This is a genomic window from Pseudomonadales bacterium (assembly GCA_024234165.1).
In the GTDB taxonomy this organism is placed as follows: domain Bacteria; phylum Pseudomonadota; class Gammaproteobacteria; order Pseudomonadales; family UBA5518; genus UBA5518.
In genome coordinates this window covers 453,511-476,472 of the sequence record JACKOP010000002.1, presented here as the reverse complement: position 1 = coordinate 476,472, position 22,962 = coordinate 453,511, and the positions used below count along the sequence as shown (strand labels likewise).

Below are 22,962 nucleotides of genomic sequence, written 5' to 3'. Positions count from 1 at the left end.
GACTGGCCAGACGGTGAGGTGCACCACGATGAAACATCGGCATTGGCTGCGCACCGGTGCACTGCTGGCAGCGCTGGTGGTGTGCACGGTCCGGGCCGGGGAGGACACCATGAGCATGCAGATTTCATCCAGCGCGTTCAGCGACGGCGGCGCGATACCGGAGCGCCATACCTGCGAGGGCAGCGATATCTCGCCACCGCTGGCATGGAGTGGCGTGCCGGAAGGCACCCGCAGCTTGGTGCTGATCGTGGACGACCCCGACGCGCCGGATCCGGCGGCGCCGAAGATGACCTGGGTGCACTGGGTGCTCTACAACCTGCCACCGGCGAGTGCCGGCCTGCCCGAAGCCGTACGCACGCTTCCCGTGGGCACCCGTGAAGGTCACAACGACTGGAAGCGCACCGGCTACGGCGGCCCCTGCCCACCGATTGGGCGCCATCGCTATTTCCACAAGCTCTATGCACTCGATGTGGTGCTGCCGGATCTGCAGCAGCCGGACAAGCAGCAGCTCGAGGCGGCGATGCGCGGGCACGTGATCGCGCAGGCCGAGCTGATCGGTACCTACCAGAAGGCAGGCCAATGAGCGCGATCGATCCATGCGAGCCGGTCGATGCGGCTTCGGTGCAGGAGTGGTTCGAGGATGCCGATGTGCTGGTGATCGGCTACGGCGCGGCGGGCGCGTGTGCGGCGCTCGAGGCCGAGGCTGCCGGCGCGTGCGTCAGCCTGCTCGAGCTCGCGAGTGCCGGCGGCGGCACCACCGCGCTGGCGGGCGGGCAGATCTACCTGGGTGGTGGCACCCCGGTGCAGAAGGCGTGCGGCTTCGAGGACGCTCCCGAGGACATGGAGGCCTACCTGCTGGCGGCGGCTGGCGCGAACGTCGATCCACAGAAGGCGCACCTCTATGCGCACGGCAGTCTGGAACATTTCGACTGGCTGGTGGCGCAGGGCGTGCAGTTCAACAATCAATACTACGGTGGCAAGCACACGAACACGCCCGAATACCAGACGCTGACCTGGTCGGGCAACGAGCGTGGCTACAGGGAGTCGCTCGCGGCGCGTCCGGCACCGCGGGCACACAAGCCGCATGCGCACTGGGAGGAGGGCGGCGCGACGCTGATGGCCACCCTGCGCGCGGCGGTGGAGCGTCGTGCGATCCGCGTGCACGTGGATACGCGCGCGCTCACGCTGGTGCGCGAGCACGGGGGCATCGTCGGTGCGCTGTGCCGTCAGGACGGGGCCATTCGTGCCTGGCGTGCGCGTCGTGGTGTGGTGCTGTGCTGCGGCGGCTTCGTGATGAACCGCGACATGATCGCGCGCTACGCGCCGCGATTGCAGGACGCCGACCCGATCGGCAGCCCGGGCGATACCGGTGCCGGCATCCTGATGGGCATGGGTGCCGGTGGTGCCGCGATCAACATGCACGAGGGTTTCGTGTCGGTGGTGTGGTATCCATCGGGCGAGTTCTGCAAGGGCGTGTTCGTGAACGAGCAGGGGCAGCGTTTCGTGAACGAGGACTGCTACCACGCGCGCGGCGGCCATCATTGCCTGAACCAGAGCAACCGCAAGGCTTATATGGTCGTCGACAGCGGCATCTATACCGAGCCGCCGCTGTATGCCAAGGCCACCGTACTGCACGTCGCCGAGAGCTTCGAGGAACTGGAACGCGAGGCGGGTTTCCCTGAGGGAACGCTGAGCGCGGCGCTGCAGACCTACAACCGCTTCGCGCGCGCCGGCGAGGATCCGCTGTTCCACAAGAGCCGTGACTACCTGCGTCCGCTCGACCAGCCACCGTTCGCGCTGCTCGATTTCTCGATCGGCAGCGGCGTCTTCTATCCGTCGTTCACGCTCGGCGGCCTCGATACCACGGTCGACGGTGAGGTGCTGACGCCGACCCGCAAGCCGATCCCCGGACTCTACGCGGCCGGGCGCAGCAGTGCCGGCTTGCCACGCAGTGGCGAGGGCTACGCGAGCGGCATGTCGATCGGTGATGCCACGTTCTTCGGCCGGCGAGCCGGACGCGCGGCAGCCCGCTCGGGTTGAGCCTCTGCCGCAGAGGCTCAGTGACAGATGCTGGCGCCGTCCACCGCAAGCGCCACGCCCGAGACATACGACGCAGCGTCCGAGCACAGCCACAGCGCTGCGCGTGCGATTTCTTCCGAGCTGCCCATGCGTCCGGCCGGCAGCGTCGACAGCAGCACCGGTTCGAGATCGGGGCGCGCGTCGATGCTCGCGCGCATCATCGGCGTGTCGGTCACGCCGGGACAGATCGCGTTCACGCGTATCTGCTGGCGGGCGTACTCGCGTGCTGCCACGCGCGTCAGCCCGAGCACGCCGTGCTTGGCCGCGGTGTAGTGCGGCAGGAACGGTGCCGGGGTGACACCGGCGCCCGAGGATGTGTTCACGATCGTGCCACCCCCGTGTCCGAGCATATGGCGGATCTGGTGCTTCATGCAGTAGAACACCGCCGACAGGTCGACCGCGATCACACGCTCCCATTCGGCGCCGTCGAGTTCGTGGAACGGACCGGCAGGTGGGCAGATGCCGGCGTTGTTGAACGCGCAGTCGAGCCCGCCGAAGCGCTCGACGCAGTGCTCCACCGCTTGCCGTGCTGCGTCTTCCCGCGCCAGGTCAGCGCGCAGGAACTCGGCCTCGCCGCCGACCGCGCGGATCAGGCGCAGCGTTTCCCCTGCGGCCGCGACATCCAGATCGACCACCGCCACGCGTGCGCCGTGGTGTGCGAACAGCAGGGCTGCCGCGCGTCCGATGCCGCTGCCGCCGCCGGTGACGAAGGCGGTCCTGCCGCTGAAATCCATCGAGGTGTCCAGGTTCATGCGTATCGCCTCCATCGTCGTGTCCGGTCCGGATTGTCAGCGGTTCTGTTCGAATGCGTATGCCGCGCGGTACAGCGTCGCTTCGTCGAAGTGTCGACCCACCAGCAGCATCCCGACCGGCAGTCCTGCACGCGTTCCACAGGGTAGCGACATTGCCGGGTGGTGCGTGTGGTTGAACATGCTGAGGTTGGTGACTGGCCCGAACGCGGCGGCGATCAGCTCCTCGAGTGCAGCGTCGGGGCGTGGCAACCGCGGTGCGGTGGTCGGCGCGGTCGGCAGCAGCAACAGGTCGACCCGGGTGAGCGCTTCATCGTAGGCACGGCGGATCAGCGGGATGCGGTTCATCGCGCGGGCAAGGAGGCCGTAGCCGTGCTTGCGGCGCAACTGCTCGGCGATGATCAGCAGCAGGCGGATATTCGGCGGCAGCAGCCCGGCGTGCGTGCGCCAGGCGTGCTGGCGTTCCACGTACTGCTCGTCGACGCCGATCTGATGTTCCAGGCTGGCACCATCGAGCAGGAACATCGAGGTGATCATTCCCTGCAGTGCCGCGAAGGTGGCGCCACCGGCAATCGTGTGCACCGGAACCGAGATCTCGCTGACACGTGCGCCGAGTGCGGCAAGGCGCGCTGCCGCCTCGCGCACGCAGGCATCGACTTCCGGATCCGCGCCCGCGGTGCCGAAACCCTCCTTCAGCAGGCCGATGCGCAGGCCCTCGAGCGGTTCACCGAGCGCGGCGCGATACTCACCGACGCGCGCGCCGTGCTGGCGGGGGTCCTGTCCGTCCGGGCCGGCGATGATTTCGAGCAGCAGCGCGTTGTCGGCGACGTTGCGCGTCATCGGTCCGGCATGGTCGACCGTGAAGTTCATGCCGAGGATGCCGGTGTACGGCACCAGTCCCCACGTTGGCTTGAGGCCGACGATGCCGCAGAACGCCGCGGGCAGGCGGATCGAGCCGCCCTGGTCGCAGCCGATCGCCATGTCGGCTTCGCCGGTTGCCACCACCACGGCGCAGCCGGTCGAGCTGCCGCCGGCGCTGCGCTCGGGGTCATGCGGGTTGCGTACCACGCCGCTTGCGCTGGTGTGGCTGCCGGCCGAGAAGCAGTAGGCCTCGCAGACGGTCTTGCCGACGATCGTCGCTCCCGCAGCGAGCATGCGCGTGATGATCGTGGCGTCCTCGCGTGGCCGGTAGTCGCCGAGGATCGTGCTGCCGTTGGCGAGTGGCGCGCCGGCAAGCAATACATTGTCCTTCAGTGCGACCGTGCGGCCCGCAAGCGCTCCCTCGCTGCGGGTGCGCAGCTCGCCGCGCACATGCCAGGCGCCCAGCGGGTTCTCCGCTGTGGATGGCCGGTGCCAGCTCGTGCGCTCGGGATCCGGCCATGGACCGGGGAGTGGCAACAGCTCCAGCAGGCCTATGCTCTGCAGCGTCGCCGAGGCGAGTGCGGCGTAGCGCGCCGCGTCGGCAGCGTCGAGCTCGAAGCCGAGCTCGGCTGCGATCGACGCACACGTTCCGGCATCGAGCGAGTTCGTCATCGCGGGGTCTCTCCGGGCGCTGGTGGACGCGTGCGACCCTAAGCGGGCATCGCGTGATGCGTCAAGCTCGTGCACCGTGGTGCCGCTGCGCCTGCAGTATCATCTGGCGTCGCCCGTCTGCAGCGCGGGCTGGTTTGCCGGGAGTCATGATGAAAAACCTTTGCCGGACAGGCCACATCGTGTGCGCCATCGTGCTGTTGCTCGGTATGGGGCCGGGCGCGCGTGCGCTTGCCGATACGCGCAGCGACCAGGCCGATACGTTGGCAGCGCTGTTCGCGGATGCCGACGAGGCTGCGCTTGCGCTGGATCCGCTCGAGGCGATGCTGCGCGGCGACATGCGCTACGTGGCCGAGTTCGGTGACTACGTGACGCTCGAATATTTCACGCGGCTGCAAACGAATGCGCGCGAGCAGATGCAGCGGCTGGATGTGATCGATCGCGCGCTGCTCTCGGCGCAGGATCGCATCGCCTACGATGCGTTCGCCTACCAGAACCGCCAGTTGCTCGACTTCTTCGACCGCGGTCTGATGGACATCAAGGCCCAGTTGCCCATCGATCATTTCAACGGCTTTCATGTGTTCTACCCGGAGATCTCGTCCGGCCGGTCGGTGGCGCCGTTTCACACCGTCAGCGACTACGACCACGGACTCGCGAGACTCGATGGCTACGCACGCTATTTCGAGCACGCGATCGACCGCATGCGCCAGGGCATCGCCAGCGGACACACGCAGCCGAAGCTGGTGATGGAGAATGTGCTCGAGCAGCTCGCACGGCAGATGGATGGTGGCGTCGAGGCAAGCCCGTTCTTCCAGCCGGTGAAGAACATGCCCGACGATTTCGCTGCTGCAGACCGCGAGCGTCTGAGCGCAGCGTATCGCAACGCCATCGAGGAGCGTGTATTTGGCGCGTATCGCCAGTTGCAGGCGTTCATCCGCAAGGAGTACCTGCCCGCGTGTCGCGAAGGGGCGCCCGGGCTGCTGACGATGAAGGACGGGAAGGCGCTGTACCAGGGGTTGATCGAACGTTACACGACCACCGACATGACGGCCGAGGAGATCCACGCCATCGGTCTGCGCGAAGTCGAGCGCATCACGCGCGAGATGGACGCGATTCGCACGCAGCTCGGTTTCGACGGCACGCTGCGCGAGTTCTTCGATTATGTGCGCAACGATCCGCGCTTCAGGTTTGCAAGCAAGGAGGCGCTGCTCGACGGTTACACGGCCATTCGTGCGCGCGTCGAGGCCGGTGTGCCGCTGCTGTTCTCGCTGATGCCGGACACGCCGTTCGAGATCCGTCCCGTGCCAGCGTATTCGGAGAAGTTCGAAGCCGCTGCCTTCTATCGCCCGGGCACTCCCGATGGCTCACGCCCCGGCGTGTTTTTCGTGAACACCTACGATCTGCCGTCGCGCACGAGCGTGGGAGTGGAGACGCTGTTCCTGCACGAAGCGATCCCGGGGCATCACTTCCAGATCAGCCTTGCGCAGGAGAACGGATCACTGCCGGCGTTCATGCGCTTCGGCGGCAACCCGGCCTTCGTCGAAGGCTGGGCGCTGTATGCGGAGTCGCTGGGACCGGAGCTCGGGATGTTGTCGGACCCATACCAGCGCTTTGGCAATCTGGACGACGAAATGCTGCGTGCGATCCGCCTCGTGGTCGATACCGGGCTCCACGCCATGGGCTGGAGTCGTGAGCAGGCCATTGCCTACGTGCTCGAGCACTCGGCACAGTCGCAAACCGGCGCCCGCACGGAGGTCGAGCGTTACATCGCGATTCCCGGACAGGCGCTGGCGTACAAGGTGGGCGCGCTGACGATCCGTGGTCTGCGTGCCGAGGTCGAGCAGGTGCTGGGGACACGCTTCGATCCGCGCGCGTTCCATGCCGAGGTGTTGAACACGGGTGCGCTGCCGCTGCGGGTGCTCGAACAGAAGATCCGTGTGTGGATGCACGCTGATCCGCACCAGGACTGATCCGCGAAGCCTGCTTGCGTGCGGGCTGACCCGCGCGACCGATCGAACTCGACGCCGCGACCCTGGCGCGGCACAATCGCCGCCTGTCAACCGATCAGGCCTGCCGGAGACGCCATGTTCCAGAAGTTGCCACGCCTCGAGGCCGATCCGATCCTCGGCATGATGGCTGCGTACCGTGCCGATGAACGCCCGCACAAGATCGACCTTGGTGTCGGTGTCTACCAGGACGAACTCGGACGCACACCGATCATGCGTGCGGTCAGCGATGCGGAGCGCCATCTGCTGGAAGTGGAAACGACCAAGACCTATCTGGGCATTGCCGGTGATCCGCAGTTCAACGAACGCCTGCTCGGGCTGTTGCTCGGCAGCGACGATTGTGCGAGCGCCGAAGGTCGGGTGCGCGGGCTGCAGACACCGGGCGGATGCGGTGCGCTGCGTATCGGCGCCGAGACGATCCGCCGCGCGCGTCCCGAGGCGACGGTCTGGGTCAGCACGCCGACGTGGGCGAACCATGTGCCGCTGATCGGCGGCAGCGGATTGCGGCTGGCCGAGTACCCGTACTACGACCCGCGTACGCACGGTGTGGATTTCGACGCGATGATGGCCGGGCTGGCAAAGGTGAAGGCCGGTGACGTGGTGCTGCTGCACGGTTGCTGCCACAACCCGACCGGTGCGGATCTCTCGCTCGAGCAGTGGCGCGCGCTGACCGACCTGGTGCTGGAAAACGGCTTCACGCCGTACATCGATATCGCCTACCAGGGGCTCGCTGACGGTGTCGACGAGGATGTCGCCGGTGTGCGGCATCTGCTTGCCGCGGTACCGGAAGCGGTGATCGCTACCTCGTGCTCGAAGAATTTCGGGCTTTACCGCGAGCGTGTGGGCGCGGTGTATTTCCTCGCTGCCACTGCCCGGCAGGCCGATGCGGTGCAGACACAGGCGATGGCCGCGGCGCGTCAGATCTGGTCGATGCCCCCGGCGCACGGTGCCGCGGCGGTGGCGCATATCCTCGGTGACGCCAGCTTGCGTGCCGGCTGGCTGGAGGAGCTTGCCGAGGTGCGCGGACGGATCAACGCGATGCGTGCGCTGCTCGCGGAGCGTCTGGCCGGCAACGCGGCGGGAATCGACTTCGGCTTCATCCGGCGCCAGAAAGGCATGTTCTCGTATTTCGGTATCGCGCCGGATCAGGTCAGACGGCTGCGCGAGGATTTTGCCGTCTACATGATGGAGTCGACGCGGATCAATCTGGCCGGCATCACGCATGCAAACATCGATGCGCTCGCTGCTGCCGTGCACACGGTGCTCGGACGCCACAGCGTGGTGCGTTGATGGTCTGCGCCCAGCTGCGCGGTCTGCTGTCGGGACTGGATGAAGGGCGGGCGACGATGGTGTTTTTGGTCTTTAATGAAGCGGTCGATCGAACCGGAGTCGCTGCGATGAATGCGCTCGCGTTGCGGAGTCTTTTGGGTGCGGCGTGGCTCGCCGTGGCGCCGCTCGCACTGGCCGAGGCGTATCGCTGGGTCGATGCCGAAGGTGGGGTGCACTACTCGGCGCAGCCTCCGCCCGGTCATGACGCGACGCGGATGCAGTTGCATGCCGGGCCGGCGCGTGCCGATGCCCCGGCGAAACCTGCCGATGTGCCTGCTGCAGCAGCACCGACGGCGGCTGCCGATGCGACCGGGAACGACCCGGAAGCAGAGCGTGCGCGGGCCGCGCAGGTCCTCGAGCAGTGCGCGAATGCCCGTGACGCGATCGAGCGGCTGCGCACACGTCCGGCCGCGCGTTACGAGCGCGAGGACGGCAGCTACCAGCGCTACTCGGACGCAGAGCGCGAGCGCATGCTTGGCGAGCAGGAGGAGTTTCTGCGCGAGAACTGCAACTGAGTTCGAGGGAGGAGCTGCTCTCAGGGTGTACCGGGCGTGCAGTGCGCAGGCAGATCGAGGATCGTTGCACTACAGGCGCGCAGGCGTTCGATCGCCGCGCAATCGAGGCCATCGTTGCGCTCCAGGGCGATCTTCTTCGCGACCCCCTGACAGAGTTGCGGATCCAGTGTGCGCAGCCGATTGCCGCGCACCTGCAGCAGTTCCAGCGCGCGCAGCGCACCGAGCGGCGTGACATCGGTGATCGCATTGTCGTCGAGCCCGAGCCTGCGCAAGCCGCTGAATGCCTGCAGGCCGTCCAGGCTGGTGATCCCGGCGTGGGTGCAGTTCAGATCCTCGAGCGTTTCGGCGTGTGTGATGCGCTGGTCGGTGATCGCCTGGGCCACGCACTCCCGCAGAGCCTCGTCGGCAATCGCGTAGTCGGTGAGCAGGCGTGGACCCTCGAACATCGTGCGCTCGTTCAGTTTGTACTCGTAACCGACGCAGCCGGCGAGAGTGACCGTCAGCGTGACAAGGATGCCAGCCAGGCGGGGAGCGATGCGTTGGAGCGTCACGGAACGGCCTTCGGAACTGCGGAATGAGCGGTCGCAAGCGTACTACAGCAGCAGTGTTCGTGTCCCGGTCGGGACGAGGATGGTCATGAGCGAGAGCCTCGCATGCGGGCCTGCGGTGCCAGTCGTGGTGGCGCTCGATACAGCCTCCGGCGAGCGGGCGGCTGCGTTGGCGCAAGAGCTTGGCGGCATCTGCCTGCAGGCGAACGGCGAGTGCTGGCGCACCCTTGTGACAGAGCAGCGCGTGGCGCTGCTGGTTGGCAGTACGGGGCTCGCATTGGCGCGGGGAGGCAGGCAGCGCCTGACGCCGGTACAGGTCGATTTCGGTGATCCAGCGCTGCTGCACCGCCTGCGCCGTGCTGACGCCCGCAGTGAGGACCTCGCGCGTGCCGTCGGTGTGGGCCAGCGACGCCCTTTGCAGGTAGTCGATGCCACCGCCGGCTGGGGGCGCGACAGCGCGGTACTTGCCGCACTCGGCTGCGAGGTCACGATGATCGAGCGCCACCGGGTAGTGTGGTTGCTGCTCGACGATGCGCTTGCACGAGCCTCGGCGAGTGCGGATCCGCGTGTACGTACACTGGTGGACCGCCTGCACTTGCTCGAGGGCGATGCGCGTGAACGGCAGCAGTGCTGGAGTGCGCCGGCACCGGATGCGGTATTGCTCGACCCGATGTTCCCCGAGCGCGACGGCAGCGCAGCGGTGCGCAAGGAGATGCAGCTGTTCCAGGCGCTGGTCGGTGATGACGCCGATGCGGCTGAATTGCTCGCCGCGTCACTGGCGCTGGCACGCTACCGGGTCGTCGTGAAGCGACCGCGACGTGCACCGGCATTGCCGGGGCCACCTCCCTCGTTCACGATCGAAGGTCGCAGCACACGCTTCGACGTCTACGCGCTCAGGAGCTATCGCGCGGTTGCGAGCCCTGGATGATCGGCGTCGGATGCACGCCGCGTGTGGGCTGGCGTGCCGTGGGCATGTGCTATAGTTCCCGCGTTCATGAGGAGTTGTGGAGCTGCGCGCGGCCGGAGGGCAATCTCGCATGTCGATGCTATCGAAGGTGGAGATCTTTGCGGGTCTGTCGGAGGAAGAGCAGGCAGCGCTCGAGGGTTCCTGCGTGACCCGCAACTACCCGCGCAATACGGTCGTGATCAACGAGAACGACTTCGCCGATTCGCTGTACGTGATCGAGAGCGGTCGCGTGAAGGTCTATTGCAGCGACAAGAACGGCAAGGAATACATCATGAACACGCTGGGGCCGGGAGACTATTTCGGCGAACTGGCGCTGCTCGATGACGACCGACGGTCTGCTTCCGTGCGCACACTCGAGAAATCGACGTTCACGATCATGTTCAAGGACGAATTCCATGCCGTCATGGAGCGCCATCCGAACATCGCGCAGACGCTGATCCGCAACCTTACACGGCGGGTGCGCAAGCTGACGGAAAACGTGAAGAGCCTGGCGCTGCAGGACGTCTACGGTCGCGTGACGAAAGTGTTGATGACACTTGCCGAACCGCGCGGGGACAAGCTCTACATCGAAGAGCGGCTGACGCAACAGGACATCGCGGATCGCGTCGGCGCCTCGCGTGAAATGGTCGCACGCATCCTGAAGGATCTCGCGATCGGCGACTACATCAGCTTCGAAGGCAAGAACATCATCATCAACGGCAAGCTGCCGAGCAGCTACTGAGCGCTGGAATTATTCACGCTGCCGTTGCCGTTCGAACCGGAATCCCGGTGATATAGTCAGTTCAACGAGAGTGCGTAAATCACGCAGTCCGCATGAGCTGGAGATCGATGAGCAGTCGTCGTGATCACCTTGCCAGATGGCAGGAAACTTCCCACAGCGAGCGTTTCAACCGCGTCGAATGGTTGCTGCTTGGCGTTTCGGCACTGGCGTTCGCCATGGCCTTCGTCATGTTCATCCGCGTCGTGATCTGATGGTGATGCATCAATCTTCGGCAATGCCGAAGATTTCGATCAGTTCCGCAGCGAGCTGATCGAGCTCGAGTGACATCAGCGCGAAATCGGCATCGAAACGCGCTGCTGCGTCGAGTTCCGGGTCGATCCCGGATTCGTTGCGCACGATCTCCGGATACTTGATGGCCCTTACGGCCAGATCCTCGGCCAGCACAAAGGCTACGCGTTCCTTCCAGCTCAGCCCGAGTGCGCCAACCTGCTTGCCGGCGTCCAGGTGCTCTCGAACCTCGCGGGTGGCGAGGTCCTGCTGCCGGCAGCGCACCACGTTTGCGGCGTTCAGCGGATCGCGCAGATCGCAGTGCTGACCGAGGCTGAAACCGGCGGGCAGGCGCGTACCACCGAGCCAGCGCGTCATGATTTCCACCGGGTTGTGCCGCGGGGCCAGCGGGCGCACCGGCAGACGGCCGAGGCTTTCACGCAGCAGGTTCAGCAGGTCTTCGGCACGAGCTGCATTCGGCGAGTCGATGAGCAGCAGACCACGTGCTGTGGCGAGGAACGCAAAGCTCAGTTGCGAGCGTGTCAGCGCGCGTGGCAACAGCGTCTGGATCGTCTCGTCCTTGAGGTTCGCGCGTTCGCGCTTGTGCAGCTTGCGACCTTCGGCAGTTTCGATCTCCAGGATTTTTTCATCCAGCACCTCGCGGATTGCAGCAACCGGCAGCAGCTTCTGCTGGGTGCGCGCACACACGAGATGGAAGTCATTGACGCTGTGCACCAGGTGCGTGGCAGTCGGACCCATCGGCGATACCCAGCCGATGCGCCGGGTATCCATGCCGGTACACGGTACGAAGGCGGCGTCGGCAAGGCGTTCGCCGAGGTCCTCCGTCGGGCATGGAAGCTCGCCGGTCAGGCGGTAGATACGCAGATTCTTGAACCACATCGATAGGAGCCGGCTCGCCAGAGGGAGGCGGATTATGGACGAGGGCGGCGGTGATCGCCACGCGCAATTGCGGGGGCGCCAAACGTCGTTACAATGCTCGCGCGCGCGGATCGACGGAGGTGCGGCAGTTGCTCGAGATCATCATCGCCGGCGGTTGGGTCATGCTGCCGATCATCCTGGGTTCGATCGGTGCGCTGGCGATCGGCATCGAGCGTTGGTGGACGCTCGACTATCGCAAGGTGGTGCCGGCGAACACGCTGGCTGAAGTCTGGCAACTGATTCGTCGCAACGAATTGTCTGCCGAGCGGCTGCGGGCACTGAAGGATTCCTCGCCGCTTGGCTGCGTTCTTGCGGCCGGGCTCGCCAACGCGCACGCCGGGCGTGACGTGATGAAGGAAAGCATCGAGGAGGCGGCAGGTCATGTGATCCACGATCTCGAGCGCTATCTGAACACCCTCGGTACGATCGCATCGATCGAACCGCTGCTCGGATTGCTCGGCACCGTGCTCGGGATGATCCAGGTCTTCTCCGACGTGATGCTGCACGGTACCGGCAACGCCGAACTGCTTGCCGGTGGCATTTCGAAGGCACTGATCACGACCGCGGCCGGTCTGATCGTCGCGATTCCCACGCTGATCATGCATCGCCACTTTCTGCGTCGCGTCGACACCATCGTGGTCGGTCTGGAGCAGGAGGCGATCAAACTGGTCGATGCGGTGCATGGCGGGCGGCAGGTCGATGTGCGCGGGGTGCCCGTCGCGTGAAGTTCCGTCGCAGGCCTCGAGTCGAGTCCGGTATCGACATCACCTCGCTGGTCGATGTGGTGTTCCTGATGCTGATCTTTTTCATGGTTTCGACCACCTTTACGAACAGGGCGCATTTGCAGCTCACGTTGCCTGAGGCCAGGGCGAATCCGGACGCGTTGAACGATGCGGCGCTCGAGCTGGTGGTCACCGCATCGGGAACGGTGGCGCTGAACGGGCGTGCATTGGTGAATTCACGGATCGAAACCATCATGGCTGCGCTTGCGGAGGCGAGTGGTGGCGATGTGAAGCAACCGCTGGTGATCACGGCAGACGCCAGTGCGACACACGAGCTCGTGGTGCGCGCGATGGACGCCGCCGGACGCAGTGGTTTTTCGCGTTTGCGCATCACGACGCGTCTGCCGGAGGAAGGCGGCGGCTGAGAGGCTGTCGCCATCGGCGCATGAGCATCCGCGCAGCGCTCGAGTCGCGACTGATGGCGCTGTGGCACACGGTGCCGTCGCCGGGCGCTCGTCTGTTGCGACCGCTGGAGCGGGTTTTCATCGCGTTGGCGCGTCGACGCCGCGAGTGTCAGTCTCGCGCTGCACGGGCATTGCCCGTGCCCGTGATCGTCGTCGGCAATATCACGGTCGGAGGTACTGGCAAGACGCCGCTGGTGATCGCACTTGCACGCCTGTTGAGCGAACAGGGCTTGCGCGTCGGCGTCGTGAGTCGTGGTCACGGTGGACGCGTGCGCACGCCGCTCGCCGTCACGGCCCATGGTGAGGCGAGGTACTGCGGGGACGAGGCGTTGTTGCTGGCGCTGCGCGTGGACGGTCCGGTGTGGGTCGGGCGTGACCGTGCGCAGGCTGCAACTGCGCTGTTGGCGGCAACGCCGGTGGACGTGATTCTTGCCGACGATGGTCTGCAGCATTACCGCCTGGCGCGCACGATGGAGATCTGCGTGCTCGATGCGACACGCTGGTTCGGCAACGGGCATTGCTTGCCGCTGGGGCCGCTGCGCGAACCGCCGCAGCGCCTGTCGGAGGTGGATTGCGTGGTGGCGAACGGCGATGCGCCTGCTCCACCCGGCGTGATCGTCCACGCGAACCTGCGCTTGCAGCCTGCAACGTGGCGACGTGTGGTCGATGATGCGCCTGCGCCGGTGGGAGAGCCTGCAGCCGGGGAACGTGTGCATGCGGTGGCGGGCATCGGCAACCCGCAACGTTTCTTCACGACACTGCGGATGCTCGGCCTGGATCCGATCGAGCACCCGTTCCCGGACCATCATCATTTCCGTGTGCAGGATCTGCAGTTCGGGGATGCGCTGCGCGTTGTGATGACCGAAAAGGATGCAGTAAAGTGTCGCAGCTTCGCTGCGCCTGGTTGGCTTGCACTCGGTGTGGAGGCGCAGTTGCCCCGCACGCTCGCCGAAGTGGTCCTGCGTCACGTCGCCAGCCACAATCCGAGGCCGATTCCGTGAGTTTCACTGTCGTCATTCCGGCACGCTTTGCGTCCACTCGCCTGCCCGGCAAGCCGCTGCTCGATATCGTGGGGCGTCCGATGCTGCGCCATGTGTGGGAGCGAGCGTGTCGCAGCGGAGCCCGGCGGGTGGTGGTTGCCACCGAAGACGTGCGTATCCGCGATGCGGCACTCGCGTTCGGTGCCGACGTCTGCATGACGTCGGCGACGCATCCTTCCGGGACCGACCGTCTGCAGGAGGCGGTGTCCGTGCTCGGTCTGGGTGCAGACGAGATCGTCGTGAACGTGCAGGGTGACGAGCCGCTGATCCCACCCGAGGTGATCGACCAGGTTGCGTTCAACCTGGCGGCGCATCCGCAGTGTGCGATTGCAACGCTGTGCGAGCCGCTCGTCGACGCCGCACAATTTCTTGATCCGAACGTGGTCAAGGTCGTCTGCGCCAGCGACGAGCGGGCACTCTATTTCAGCCGGGCGCCGATCCCGTGGCCTCGCGATGCGTTCGCACGTTCACGTGCGGAACTGCCGGCGGGGTTGCCGGCACGACGTCATATCGGTATCTATGCCTACCGCGCCGCTTTCCTGCACCGTTTCGTTGGCTGGCGTACCGGTTCGCTCGAGGCCTTCGAGTCGCTGGAGCAGTTGCGCGCGCTCGAGCATGGCGAGGCGATTCATGTGGCATACGCTCGTGTTGCGGTTCCCGGGGGTGTCGACACGCCAGCGGATCTGCAGCGTATCGAGCGCCTGCTGCGGGATGAGCAATGACGGTCGGCGTGCTTTTCGTCTGTCTGGGAAACATATGCCGCTCGCCGACGGCGGACGCCGTGTTCACGCACAAGGCGCGTGCGCTGGGGCTGGATTCGCGGCTGCATATCGACTCGGCGGGCACTGGTGACTGGCATCTGGGTGAGCCGCCGGATCGGCGCTCGCAGCGTCACGCCGCGCAGCGCGGCTACGATCTCTCGATGCTGCGTGCGCGGCAGGTGCTTCCCGGGGATTTCCGGCGATTCGACTTCGTGCTCGCGATGGATCGCAGCAATCTTGCCGATCTCGAGCGACTCAGACCGGGTACCGGCGTGACGAGACCCCAGTTGCTGCTGCCTTTTGGCTCGAGTGGCCTGCTCGATGTGCCTGACCCCTACCACGGTGACGAGCGAGAATTCGAGGCGGTACTCGATCTGATCGAGGAGGCGACCGACGCGCTGCTCGCGCATATCCGTACCACACGTCTCTGAAGCGCATGCAGTTCATTGCCGATGCATCGCTCGCGCACTGCAACACGCTGCGGTTGCCGGCGCGTGCACAATGGTGCGCCAGCGTTACCACGCACGAGGAGCTGGCCGAGGCGCTGGCGTTCGCTCGCGCGCGCGATTTGCCCGTGCGCGTACTCGGTGCCGGCAGCAACGTGGTGTTGCACGAGCGAATCGCCGGCTGCGTGTTGCTGATGCGCATGGGCGGTGAGCAGGTACTGGACGAGGGCGCCGAGGCGGTACGGGTGCGCGTTGCGGCCGGGACGTCGTGGCACGAGTTCGTGCTTGCGTGTCATGTGCGCGGTTGGCATGGCCTGGAGAATCTCGCGCTGATACCCGGAACGGTCGGTGCTGCGCCGGTGCAGAACATCGGTGCCTACGGGGTCGAACTGGCTGCTTTCGTCGAGGAGGTGACGGCGAGCGATCGCGTGAATGGAGAGCGTCGCGTCTTCTCGCGTTCCGATTGTCGTTTCGGTTACCGGTGCAGCATCTTCAAGGAGGCGCTGGCCGAGCAACTGGTCATCACCGATGTGACGTTGCGGCTGCCGCGCCATGCTGCCGTACAGGCCGACTACCCGGCACTGCGTGCGGCGCTCGATCCCGGCATGGCGCCGTCTCCGGCTGCGGTGCTGCAGGCGGTGCTCGCCATCCGTCGTGCACGCTTGCCGGACCCGGAGGTGCTGCCCAACGTCGGCAGCTTCTTTCATAACCCCGTGATCGACCGCGCGTGTTTCGAGTCGTTGCGGGCAAACCATCCGGACGTGGTGTGCTGGGCGGACGGCGATCGGGTCAAGCTGGCTGCCGCGTGGTTGGTCGAGCAGGCGGGCGGCAAACACCTGCGGGAAGGACCGGCACGCGTACACGAGCGCCAGGCGCTGGTACTGGTCAACGCTGGCGGGGCGACTGCGGCACAGGTGCTGGCGCTGGCGAGGCGCATCGCCGATGCCGTTCACGTCCGCTTCGGTGTCGAGTTGCGTATCGAACCGGCAATCTACTGAAAGGTGCATCGGGCGAGGTAGATTTTGCCCAAATATGATCCAAATGGATCACGACGGCGCCATCCTGCTTCGCATATGCTCGTTCACGCTGCAATGACAGGAGTCTTGCGGCAGACAATTCAGCCGTATCCCCGGGACAAGGACGCAGGAGGGAACTGGTATGCCGAACGAACTGCAGAGCCGCTATATCGGTGTGATCGTCGTGGACGATCACGATCTTGTGCGCCGTGGCGTGACCAGCGCGCTGGCGGAACTTCCCGACATGCGCGTCCTCGGTGAGGCGGCGAGTGGCGAGGAGGCCATCCGCCTCGTACGCGAGAAGCTGCCCGACGTGGTGCTGATGGATCTGCGCATGCCCGGCATGGGTGGGCTCGAAGCTGCACGGCGGATTGGCATCACGCATCCACAGACTTGCGTGATCGCTGTCACCGCCTGGGACAGTGAACCGTGGCAGCGCCTGGAACAGAGTCATATCGCAGCGTGCGTGGGCAAGAGTGTGCGCGTTGCGGATCTGGGAGCGACGATTCGTCGCGCACTCGTCTCGCATCGACGTGGTGATCGGGCCCATGCCATCAACGAACCGTCGTGCAACCCGTTCGATACGCTCTCGGCGCGCGAGATGCAGGTCTGTACACTGCTGCTGGCCGGGTACCATACGCCACGGATTGCAAAGCAGATGTTCATCGCACCGAAGACCGTGCACTCCTTTCGCTACCGCATCTTCGAGAAACTCGGTATCGACAGCGATATCGGGCTGACGAAACTGGCACTTGCGTACGGTGTATCCGGGGTGCGGGATCCCGACCCGTCCGGACACCCGCCGTGAGCGGATTCGACGCGACGACCTTCCTGCGCACCCTGACCGAGCGGCCGGGTGTCTACCAGATGTACGACGCCGCCGGTGCGCTGTTGTACGTTGGCAAGGCGCGCAATCTGCGCAAGCGCGTAGCGAGTTACTTTCACGACCGTGGCGTCGGCGGCAAGACGGCGGTGCTGGTGTCGCGGATCGCCGAGATCCAGGTCACCGTGACCGGCAGCGAAACGGAGGCGTTGCTGCTGGAGCAGAACCTGATCAAGAGCCAGCACCCGCCGTTCAATATCCTCCTGCGCGACGACAAATCCTATCCGTACATCTTCCTGTCCGAGGGTGAACCCTTTCCACGTCTCGCGTTCCATCGTGGCGCACGACGTGCGGCGGGGCACTATTACGGACCCTTTCCCGGCACGACGGCGGTACGTGAGAGTCTGTCATTGCTGCAGAAGGTTTTTCGCGTACGTCAGTGCGAGGACAGCTTTTTCCGCAATCGCTCACGACCGTGTCTGCAGTATCAGATTGGCCGCTGCTCGGCGCCCTGTGTCGGCTTGATCAGCGAGGCTGATTACGCCCAGGCCGTGCGACACACGGCGCAGTTTCTCGAAGGGCGCAGCAGTGAGCTCGTGCAGGAACTCGCCGATGCGATGGAGCGGGCTGCCGCAGTGCTGGATTTCGAACGTGCGGCAGAGCTGCGCGATCAGATTCGTGCACTGCAGGCGGTACGCGAGAGGCAATTCATCGAGAGCGGTGGCGGCACTGTGGACGTGATTGCTGCCGCAGCCGGACCAGGCGCTGCCTGCGTGCATGTGCTGTTCGTGCGTGACGGACGTGTTCTTGGCAGTCGCAGCTATTTTCCACGCTGCCGGCTCGAGGAGACGGGGGCGGAGGTGCTTGCAGCGTTCGTGCCGCAGTTCTATCTGGGAGCGCAAGGCGAACGTGAAATTCCACGCGAGATCCTGCTCGCCGAGGAACTGCCCGATGCCACTTTGCTCGAGGCCGCGCTGGCCGAGGCTGCGGGACACAAGGTTACGTTGAGTGCGCGGGTCCGGGCCGAACGCAGCCAGTGGCAGAAGCTTGCGATCCAGGCAGCGCAGCAGAATCTCGGTGGCTATCTGGCGAATCGCCAGCGCATCCACGAGCAGCTCGGTGAGTTGCAGGAAGCGCTGGCGCTCGAGAGCGTTCCCGAGCGCATCGAATGCTTCGACATCAGCCACAGCGGGGGTGAGCTCGCGGTTGCCTCGTGTGTGGTGTTCGACAGCAGCGGTCCGCTGAAATCGGATTACCGTCGCTTCAACATCGAGGGCGTCACGCCAGGCGATGACTACGCGGCGATGCGTCAGGCGCTGACGCGACGCTATACGCGACTCAAGGCAGGCGAAGCGCGGCTGCCGGATCTGTTGCTGATCGACGGCGGCAAGGGACAGCTTGCCGAGGCGTTGGCAGTGCTGGAGGATCTGCAGATTCAGGGTCTCACCGTCGTTGCAGTCGCAAAAGGCAGTACGCGCAAGCCGGGGCTGGAAACGTTGATCGTCGGCAGCGAACGGCGTGAACTCGCACTCGCTCCCGACTCGAGTGCACTGCATCTGATCCAGCGCGTGCGTGACGAGGCGCACCGCTTTGCGATCGGAGCGCTGCAGAAACGGCGTGCGAAGAAGAGCTCCGCGTCAGCGCTGGAGCAGATACCCGGGGTCGGGCCGAAGCGGCGGCGCGAACTGCTGCGCCATTTCGGGGGTATCCGCGGTATCGAGAACGCGAGCCTCGAGGAACTCATGCGCGTCCCCGGCATCGATCGCAGGATCGCCGAGGATGTTTATGGAGCCTTCCATAAGCAATAGAATTGCGCCACGTGCTCTGCCGAGGCGCTCATGAATATTCCAAATGCACTGACGCTGTTTCGCATCGCGTTGATCCCGGTGTTCGTGGTGCTGTTCTACCTGCCGTTCACGTGGAGTTATCTGGCGGCTGCGGCGGTATTCGTCCTGGCTTCGCTCACCGATTGGCTGGACGGTTACCTGGCCAGGCGGTTGAATCAGTCGACCTTGTTCGGAGCGTTTCTCGATCCGGTTGCCGACAAGCTGATGGTCGTGATCGCGATCGTGCTGCTGGTGAGCCGGTTCGACAGCGCGTGGTTCACCGTGCCGGCACTGGTTGTGGTCGGGCGCGAAATTCTCGTTTCGGCGCTGCGCGAATGGATGGCTGAAATCGGCAAGAGGACCAGCGTTGCGGTGTCGTGGCTCGGCAAGCTCAAGACGTTCCTGCAGATGGTGGCGATCATCCTGCTGGTGGCTGCAGAACCCGGAGTCCGTGGACAGTGGCTGGTGGGCGGCTTTGTGCTGTTCTGCGCTGCTGCGGTGTTGACGCTGTGGTCGGCAGTGGTCTACCTGCGTGCGGCGTGGGCCGATCTCAGTGCTGCAGCAAACCGGCCAGGACCTGCGAATTGAGCGTATTCATCGGGTTGACAGCGCCTCTTCACGCACTAGAATACGCAGGCCTTCGCAGTACGCGGGAATAGCTCAGTTGGTAGAGCGCAACCTTGCCAAGGTTGAGGTCGCCGGTTCGAGACCGGTTTCCCGCTCCAATCTTTACGACCTCCCTCGCGGGAGGTGCATGCAAGACGATTGTTCGGCGCGGTAGCAGAGTGGTTATGCAGCGGACTGCAACTCCGCGTACGCCGGTTCGATTCCGACCCGCGCCTCCAATTCTTCATTTTCCCGTACGATCCTGCTGGCAACCACCGCCCGGGTGGCGAAACAGGTAGACGCAGGGGACTTAAAATCCCCCGGCCGCGAGGTCATGCCGGTTCGAATCCGGCTCCGGGCACCATCAGGATCGATCAGCGACCCGATCGCACCATCAGCCCGAGGGCAGATGCCTGGCTCAGCCCCGGTTCACTGTGCGACGTCTGCCGTCGTGGCTGGCGGCAAGCCTTCGAGAATGCTGCGGCTGCGTGCCTGGAACGTGCTTCTGAAAAACTCCCCTGAAGGGACGATCCAGAACTTGCCGGCTTCGATCGCCGCGAATACCTCTACCGCGAACTGATCCGGGGTCAGTCCGCTTTCGACCACGCCGGCAACCGTGTCGTGGAACTGCTGTTCGGCTGCGCTGCCGAGTTGTCGCCGCTCCTCTTCGGGTCGCAGGCGATCCGAACTCCAGATATGCGTTGCCACTTCGCCGGGGCACAGGCAGGACGCGGTGATCGGTGCCGCTTCGAGCTCCAGTTCGGCGTAGAGCGTTTCGGTGAGCACCGCTACCGCATGCTTGCTCGCCTGATACGGCCCCATGAACGTGCCGCCACCGAGCAGACCGCCCTGTGACGACGTGTTGACCACGCGTCCCGAAGCACCCTGCGCAAGCATCCGTGGCACGAAGCTGCGGATGCCGTGGATGATGCCGAACACATTGACGTCGAAACTCCAGCGCCAGTCGCGCAGCGGGCGCTCCCAGCTCTTGCCGTCGACGAGTACGCCTGCGTTGTTGAACAGCAGGTTCACCTTTCCGTGGTGTGCAAATACCTCGCGTGCGAGTTCCTCGACCGCCTGCTCGTCGCGCACGTCGAGGCGTCTGGTTTCGATCGACTGGCCACGCGCCCGCAGCTCACGCTCCAGCTCTGCCAGGCCTGTCATGTCGACATCGGTGCCGATCACGTGCATGCCGAGTCCTGCTGCGTGGCGTGCGAGTCCGCCGCCGATGCCGCTGCCCGCGCCGGTAATGACGCAAACCTTGTCTGCCCATTCACCCATTGATCCTGCCTCCGCTGGCTGTGTCGTCGTGCTTGCCGGCTCAATCGAGCAGGTCGCTGTAATCCTCGCCGTCGTTGGCGATGATTCCGATCGTCGTGAAGGTCTCCACCGTCTCGCCAACCGGTACCAGAATCTTCACCAGGCGACCGCTTTCGGGTGCTGGTGACTCCTCGACTGCCTTCGCAGTTTCGATCTCGACGACCGGCTCGCCTTCGCTCACCATGTCGCCTTCGGCCTTCAGCCACTTCAGGATCGTGCCTTCGTTGATTCCCATGCCCCACTTGGGCAGTACGATCTTGCATGCCATGACGTGTTCTCCTGAAAGAAATCAGCGGATGGTACTGGTTGCCGCCGCGACGATCCTGTCCTTGTTCGGATACAGCGGCCGCTCCATCTTCGGGCTGAACGGGATGTGCACGTCGGGCGTGGTCACGCGCTGGATCGGCGCCTTCAGCGTGTCGAAGGCTTCCTCGGCGACGATCGCCGCAATCTCGGAAGCAGCGCTCAGCGTGCGGTTCGCATAATCGACGACAACCAGCCGCCCGGTCTTGCTCACCGAGGCGAGGATGGTTTCCTTGTCGAGCGGCACTAGGCTGCGCACGTCGATCACCTCGGCGGAAATGCCCTGTTTGGCGAGCAGATCGGCGGCAGGCAACGCGTGCAGCAGGCAGCCGGCAACCGAAACGATGGTTACATCGCTTCCTTCGCGCTTCACCGCAGCCTTGCCGAGCGGCACCAGACAATCCGGATCGGTGGGCACCTGTTCTTTCTTGCTCCAGAGGTCGTTGTCCTCGAACACGATCACCGGATCGTCGTCGCGGATCGCGCTCTTCAGCATGCCTTTCATGTCGCTCGGCGTCGCCGGCGCGATGATCTTCAGGCCGGGCACGTTCATGAACATCGGGTACGGGCGATCCGAGTGCTGCGCGGCATTCGCCCCGTTGTGCCACATCGACATGCGGAACACGACCGGCACGCGCACCTGCCCGCCGGTCATGTAATGCAGCTTGGCTGCCTGGTTGATGATCTGGTCGCTGGCGAGGTAGACGAAGCTGGCGATGGTCAGGTCGACGATCGGACGCAACCCGGTGATCGCGGCACCGATCGCCATGCCCGAGAAGCCGAGCTCGGAGATCGGGGCGTTCCATGTGCGTTTCGCGTCGAGCTTGCCGAGCACGCCGCTGGCGGAGTAGAGCGCGATGTCCTCGCCGATCAGGATGACGTTGGGGTCGCGCTCCATCTCCTCTCTTTCGGCTTCCAGGATCGCGCTGAGATACGTGAGTTCGGTGGTTTCCATGGGTGCGTTTCCGTGCTGCTCAGGCGCGCTGGCCGATGGGGGTGGCGTACAGGTGCTCGTACACGCTTGCCGGGTCGGGGTGTGGACTCTTGCGTGCGAAATCCACTGCCTCGCTGACCTCGCGTTCTACAGCCGTCTCGATGTTGCCGATTTCGGTCTCCGCGTGTCCTGCCTGCAGCAGACTGTTGCGGTACAGGATCAGAGGATCGCGCTCGCGGCGGTAGCGTTCGACTTCCTCTTCCGCACGGTAGTGCGATGGCATGAAGACGCCGATCGCGTGCTCGTCGAAACGATAGGTCTTGGCTTCGATCAGGGTCGGTCCTTCACCGCGGCGCGCGCGTGCAACCGCTTCGCACGTTGCTGCGTAGACGGCATCGAGCGACTGCCCGTCGACGATCACACCCGGGATGGCAAAACCCTCGGCGCGCCTGGCGATATCGGGCTGCGCGTGTGTCGTGAGCATCGGCGTGGTGGCCGCGTAAAGGTTGTTCTCGCAGAAGAAGATCACCGGCAGTTTCCAGATCGCTGCCATGTTCAGGCATTCGTACAAAACGCCCTGGTTCGCCGCACCGTCGCCGAAGAAGGCCAGGCTCACCTGATCCGTTCCGCGCACGAAGGCACTGAGCCCGGCGCCGGTGGCGAGCGGAATGCCACCGCCGACGATTGCCGATTCGCCGATGATGCCGACACTGGTGTCGGCCAGGTGCATCGAGCCGCCGCGTCCCTTGCAGACACCCGTGGCGCGCGCCATCAGTTCGGCCATCAGTGGCGCAAGCCGGGCACCCTTGGCGATCGGGTGTCCGTGCGAGCGATGCGTGCCGGTGATGTAGTCGTCGTCACGCAGAGCCATGCAGGCACCGACGAGAGTCGCTTCCTGGCCGACACTCGAATGCACGGCCCCCGGAATCTCGCCCGCAGCGATACGTTTCGGCAGCGCTTCCTCGAAACGCCGGATCGACAGCATGCGTCGGTAGGCTTCCCGCCGCTGGTCTGCTTGCAGGCTCATGAGGTGTCCTCACTGACTTTTGTG

The 22,962-nt window shown here is 65.0% G+C and carries 25 protein-coding genes and 3 tRNA genes; 20 read left to right on the top strand and 8 right to left on the bottom strand.

Features of this window, described 5'->3' with window-relative positions:
- Positions 1-109 precede the first annotated feature (109 nt).
- On the top strand, positions 110-583 hold the full coding sequence (locus tag H7A12_07885; protein MCP5320730.1) for a YbhB/YbcL family Raf kinase inhibitor-like protein: 474 nt from the start codon (positions 110-112) through the stop codon (positions 581-583).
- Positions 580-2,040 (top strand): FAD-dependent oxidoreductase, encoded by a 1,461-nt coding sequence (locus H7A12_07880; protein MCP5320729.1) that lies wholly within the window; start codon positions 580-582, stop codon positions 2,038-2,040. The genes H7A12_07885 and H7A12_07880 overlap by 4 nt, the downstream gene beginning before the upstream one ends.
- A gap of 17 nt (positions 2,041-2,057) precedes the next feature.
- On the opposite strand, the gene H7A12_07875 is transcribed toward H7A12_07880, so the two are convergent.
- Both H7A12_07875 and H7A12_07870 read right to left on the bottom strand, forming a co-directional pair.
- Complete coding sequence (locus H7A12_07875) at positions 2,058-2,813, bottom strand: glucose 1-dehydrogenase (protein MCP5320728.1); 756 nt, start codon at positions 2,811-2,813, stop codon at positions 2,058-2,060.
- Positions 2,814-2,867: 54 nt separating this feature from the next.
- Positions 2,868-4,361: an amidase gene (locus H7A12_07870; protein ID MCP5320727.1), complete on the bottom strand. Its 1,494-nt coding sequence runs from the start codon at positions 4,359-4,361 to the stop codon at positions 2,868-2,870.
- Positions 4,362-4,510: 149 nt separating this feature from the next.
- On the opposite strand from H7A12_07870, the gene H7A12_07865 reads away from it, so the two are divergent.
- The 3 genes from H7A12_07865 to H7A12_07855 all read left to right on the top strand — a co-directional run bounded on the left by H7A12_07865 (position 4,511) and on the right by H7A12_07855 (position 8,208).
- Complete coding sequence (locus tag H7A12_07865; protein MCP5320726.1) at positions 4,511-6,328, top strand: DUF885 domain-containing protein; 1,818 nt, start codon at positions 4,511-4,513, stop codon at positions 6,326-6,328.
- A 114-nt stretch (positions 6,329-6,442) separates the two neighbouring features.
- Positions 6,443-7,654 (top strand): aspartate/tyrosine/aromatic aminotransferase, encoded by a 1,212-nt coding sequence (locus H7A12_07860; protein MCP5320725.1) that lies wholly within the window; start codon positions 6,443-6,445, stop codon positions 7,652-7,654.
- 107 nt (positions 7,655-7,761) lie between these two features.
- Positions 7,762-8,208 (top strand): DUF4124 domain-containing protein, encoded by a 447-nt coding sequence (locus H7A12_07855; GenBank protein MCP5320724.1) that lies wholly within the window; start codon positions 7,762-7,764, stop codon positions 8,206-8,208.
- Positions 8,209-8,228: 20 nt separating this feature from the next.
- Here the strand turns inward: H7A12_07855 and H7A12_07850 are convergent, their stop codons facing one another.
- Positions 8,229-8,759, bottom strand: coding sequence for a hypothetical protein (locus tag H7A12_07850; protein MCP5320723.1), 531 nt, complete (start codon positions 8,757-8,759; stop codon positions 8,229-8,231).
- Positions 8,760-8,844: 85 nt separating this feature from the next.
- Between H7A12_07850 and H7A12_07845 the strand changes: the two genes are divergently transcribed.
- From H7A12_07845 to H7A12_07835, 3 genes are all read left to right on the top strand, one after another.
- Complete coding sequence (locus H7A12_07845; protein MCP5320722.1) at positions 8,845-9,684, top strand: class I SAM-dependent methyltransferase; 840 nt, start codon at positions 8,845-8,847, stop codon at positions 9,682-9,684.
- A gap of 115 nt (positions 9,685-9,799) precedes the next feature.
- Entirely contained in the window at positions 9,800-10,444 is a 645-nt protein-coding gene (locus H7A12_07840) for a Crp/Fnr family transcriptional regulator (GenBank protein MCP5320721.1), read from the top strand.
- A 92-nt stretch (positions 10,445-10,536) separates the two neighbouring features.
- Positions 10,537-10,695, top strand: a complete 159-nt coding sequence (locus H7A12_07835; GenBank protein ID MCP5320720.1) for a hypothetical protein — start codon at positions 10,537-10,539, stop codon at positions 10,693-10,695.
- Positions 10,696-10,705: 10 nt separating this feature from the next.
- On the opposite strand, the gene H7A12_07830 is transcribed toward H7A12_07835, so the two are convergent.
- Positions 10,706-11,611 (bottom strand): recombination-associated protein RdgC, encoded by a 906-nt coding sequence (locus H7A12_07830; protein MCP5320719.1) that lies wholly within the window; start codon positions 11,609-11,611, stop codon positions 10,706-10,708.
- Between the two features lie 128 nt (positions 11,612-11,739).
- Here H7A12_07830 and H7A12_07825 point away from each other — a divergent pair, with 128 nt between their 5' ends.
- From H7A12_07825 to H7A12_07770, 12 genes are all read left to right on the top strand, one after another.
- The gene (locus tag H7A12_07825) at positions 11,740-12,375 is read left to right on the top strand and encodes a MotA/TolQ/ExbB proton channel family protein (protein ID MCP5320718.1); all 636 of its coding nucleotides are present in this window, start codon (positions 11,740-11,742) and stop codon (positions 12,373-12,375) included.
- Entirely contained in the window at positions 12,372-12,797 is a 426-nt protein-coding gene (locus tag H7A12_07820; protein MCP5320717.1) for a biopolymer transporter ExbD, read from the top strand. The genes H7A12_07825 and H7A12_07820 overlap by 4 nt, the downstream gene beginning before the upstream one ends.
- Before the next feature lie 53 nt (positions 12,798-12,850).
- Positions 12,851-13,837 (top strand): tetraacyldisaccharide 4'-kinase, encoded by a 987-nt coding sequence (locus tag H7A12_07815; GenBank protein ID MCP5320716.1) that lies wholly within the window; start codon positions 12,851-12,853, stop codon positions 13,835-13,837.
- Positions 13,834-14,598 (top strand): 3-deoxy-manno-octulosonate cytidylyltransferase, encoded by a 765-nt coding sequence (kdsB, locus tag H7A12_07810; protein ID MCP5320715.1) that lies wholly within the window; start codon positions 13,834-13,836, stop codon positions 14,596-14,598. Before H7A12_07815 ends, kdsB begins: the two co-directional genes overlap by 4 nt.
- Positions 14,595-15,068 carry a low molecular weight phosphotyrosine protein phosphatase gene (locus H7A12_07805; GenBank protein MCP5320714.1) on the top strand — a complete coding sequence of 158 codons (474 nt, stop codon included), beginning with the start codon at positions 14,595-14,597 and terminating at the stop codon, positions 15,066-15,068. The genes kdsB and H7A12_07805 overlap by 4 nt, the downstream gene beginning before the upstream one ends.
- A 5-nt stretch (positions 15,069-15,073) precedes the next feature.
- A complete protein-coding gene (gene murB, locus H7A12_07800) occupies positions 15,074-16,081 on the top strand; it encodes a UDP-N-acetylmuramate dehydrogenase (GenBank protein MCP5320713.1) in 1,008 nt (335 codons plus the stop codon).
- A 160-nt stretch (positions 16,082-16,241) separates the two neighbouring features.
- A complete protein-coding gene (locus H7A12_07795) occupies positions 16,242-16,907 on the top strand; it encodes a response regulator transcription factor (GenBank protein ID MCP5320712.1) in 666 nt (221 codons plus the stop codon).
- Positions 16,904-18,730 carry an excinuclease ABC subunit UvrC gene (gene uvrC / locus H7A12_07790; protein MCP5320711.1) on the top strand — a complete coding sequence of 609 codons (1,827 nt, stop codon included), beginning with the start codon at positions 16,904-16,906 and terminating at the stop codon, positions 18,728-18,730. The genes H7A12_07795 and uvrC overlap by 4 nt, the downstream gene beginning before the upstream one ends.
- 30 nt (positions 18,731-18,760) lie before the next feature.
- A complete protein-coding gene (pgsA, locus tag H7A12_07785; GenBank protein ID MCP5320710.1) occupies positions 18,761-19,336 on the top strand; it encodes a CDP-diacylglycerol--glycerol-3-phosphate 3-phosphatidyltransferase in 576 nt (191 codons plus the stop codon).
- Between the two features lie 61 nt (positions 19,337-19,397).
- A tRNA-Gly gene (locus H7A12_07780) sits at positions 19,398-19,473 on the top strand.
- Positions 19,474-19,519: 46 nt separating this feature from the next.
- Positions 19,520-19,593, top strand: a tRNA-Cys gene (locus tag H7A12_07775).
- Positions 19,594-19,631: 38 nt separating this feature from the next.
- Positions 19,632-19,718, top strand: a tRNA-Leu gene (locus H7A12_07770).
- A 65-nt stretch (positions 19,719-19,783) separates the two neighbouring features.
- Here H7A12_07770 and H7A12_07765 read toward each other — a convergent pair.
- Genes H7A12_07765 through H7A12_07750 form a run of 4 tightly spaced genes read right to left on the bottom strand, consistent with a single transcriptional unit; the run spans position 19,784 to position 22,938 of the window.
- On the bottom strand, positions 19,784-20,635 hold the full coding sequence (locus tag H7A12_07765; GenBank protein ID MCP5320709.1) for an SDR family NAD(P)-dependent oxidoreductase: 852 nt from the start codon (positions 20,633-20,635) through the stop codon (positions 19,784-19,786).
- Positions 20,636-20,675: 40 nt separating this feature from the next.
- Complete coding sequence (locus tag H7A12_07760; GenBank protein ID MCP5320708.1) at positions 20,676-20,942, bottom strand: biotin attachment protein; 267 nt, start codon at positions 20,940-20,942, stop codon at positions 20,676-20,678.
- Positions 20,943-20,963: 21 nt separating this feature from the next.
- Positions 20,964-21,932 carry an alpha-ketoacid dehydrogenase subunit beta gene (locus H7A12_07755; GenBank protein MCP5320707.1) on the bottom strand — a complete coding sequence of 323 codons (969 nt, stop codon included), beginning with the start codon at positions 21,930-21,932 and terminating at the stop codon, positions 20,964-20,966.
- A 19-nt stretch (positions 21,933-21,951) separates the two neighbouring features.
- Complete coding sequence (locus H7A12_07750; protein MCP5320706.1) at positions 21,952-22,938, bottom strand: thiamine pyrophosphate-dependent dehydrogenase E1 component subunit alpha; 987 nt, start codon at positions 22,936-22,938, stop codon at positions 21,952-21,954.
- Between the last annotated feature and the right edge of the window lie 24 nt (positions 22,939-22,962).

Bases quoted from the DNA above. Each gene is read 5' to 3' on its own strand.
- H7A12_07870 (MCP5320727.1), bottom strand. From the start codon at position 4,361: ATGACGAACTCGCTCGATGCCGGAACGTGTGCGTCGATCGCAGCCGAG.
- H7A12_07805 (MCP5320714.1), top strand. From the start codon at position 14,595: ATGACGGTCGGCGTGCTTTTCGTCTGTCTGGGAAACATATGCCGCTCG.
- H7A12_07855 (MCP5320724.1), top strand. From the start codon at position 7,762: ATGAATGCGCTCGCGTTGCGGAGTCTTTTGGGTGCGGCGTGGCTCGCC.
- H7A12_07835 (MCP5320720.1), top strand. From the start codon at position 10,537: ATGAGCTGGAGATCGATGAGCAGTCGTCGTGATCACCTTGCCAGATGG.
- H7A12_07860 (MCP5320725.1), top strand. From the start codon at position 6,443: ATGTTCCAGAAGTTGCCACGCCTCGAGGCCGATCCGATCCTCGGCATG.
- H7A12_07885 (MCP5320730.1), top strand. From the start codon at position 110: ATGAGCATGCAGATTTCATCCAGCGCGTTCAGCGACGGCGGCGCGATA.
- H7A12_07875 (MCP5320728.1), bottom strand. From the start codon at position 2,813: ATGGATTTCAGCGGCAGGACCGCCTTCGTCACCGGCGGCGGCAGCGGC.
- H7A12_07765 (MCP5320709.1), bottom strand. From the start codon at position 20,635: ATGGGTGAATGGGCAGACAAGGTTTGCGTCATTACCGGCGCGGGCAGC.
- H7A12_07865 (MCP5320726.1), top strand. From the start codon at position 4,511: ATGAAAAACCTTTGCCGGACAGGCCACATCGTGTGCGCCATCGTGCTG.
- H7A12_07845 (MCP5320722.1), top strand. From the start codon at position 8,845: ATGAGCGAGAGCCTCGCATGCGGGCCTGCGGTGCCAGTCGTGGTGGCG.
- H7A12_07750 (MCP5320706.1), bottom strand. From the start codon at position 22,938: ATGAGCCTGCAAGCAGACCAGCGGCGGGAAGCCTACCGACGCATGCTG.
- pgsA (MCP5320710.1), top strand. From the start codon at position 18,761: ATGAATATTCCAAATGCACTGACGCTGTTTCGCATCGCGTTGATCCCG.
- H7A12_07880 (MCP5320729.1), top strand. From the start codon at position 580: ATGAGCGCGATCGATCCATGCGAGCCGGTCGATGCGGCTTCGGTGCAG.
- H7A12_07840 (MCP5320721.1), top strand. From the start codon at position 9,800: ATGCTATCGAAGGTGGAGATCTTTGCGGGTCTGTCGGAGGAAGAGCAG.
- H7A12_07755 (MCP5320707.1), bottom strand. From the start codon at position 21,932: ATGGAAACCACCGAACTCACGTATCTCAGCGCGATCCTGGAAGCCGAA.
- H7A12_07760 (MCP5320708.1), bottom strand. From the start codon at position 20,942: ATGGCATGCAAGATCGTACTGCCCAAGTGGGGCATGGGAATCAACGAA.
- H7A12_07815 (MCP5320716.1), top strand. From the start codon at position 12,851: ATGGCGCTGTGGCACACGGTGCCGTCGCCGGGCGCTCGTCTGTTGCGA.
- H7A12_07830 (MCP5320719.1), bottom strand. From the start codon at position 11,611: ATGTGGTTCAAGAATCTGCGTATCTACCGCCTGACCGGCGAGCTTCCA.
- murB (MCP5320713.1), top strand. From the start codon at position 15,074: ATGCAGTTCATTGCCGATGCATCGCTCGCGCACTGCAACACGCTGCGG.
- H7A12_07795 (MCP5320712.1), top strand. From the start codon at position 16,242: ATGCCGAACGAACTGCAGAGCCGCTATATCGGTGTGATCGTCGTGGAC.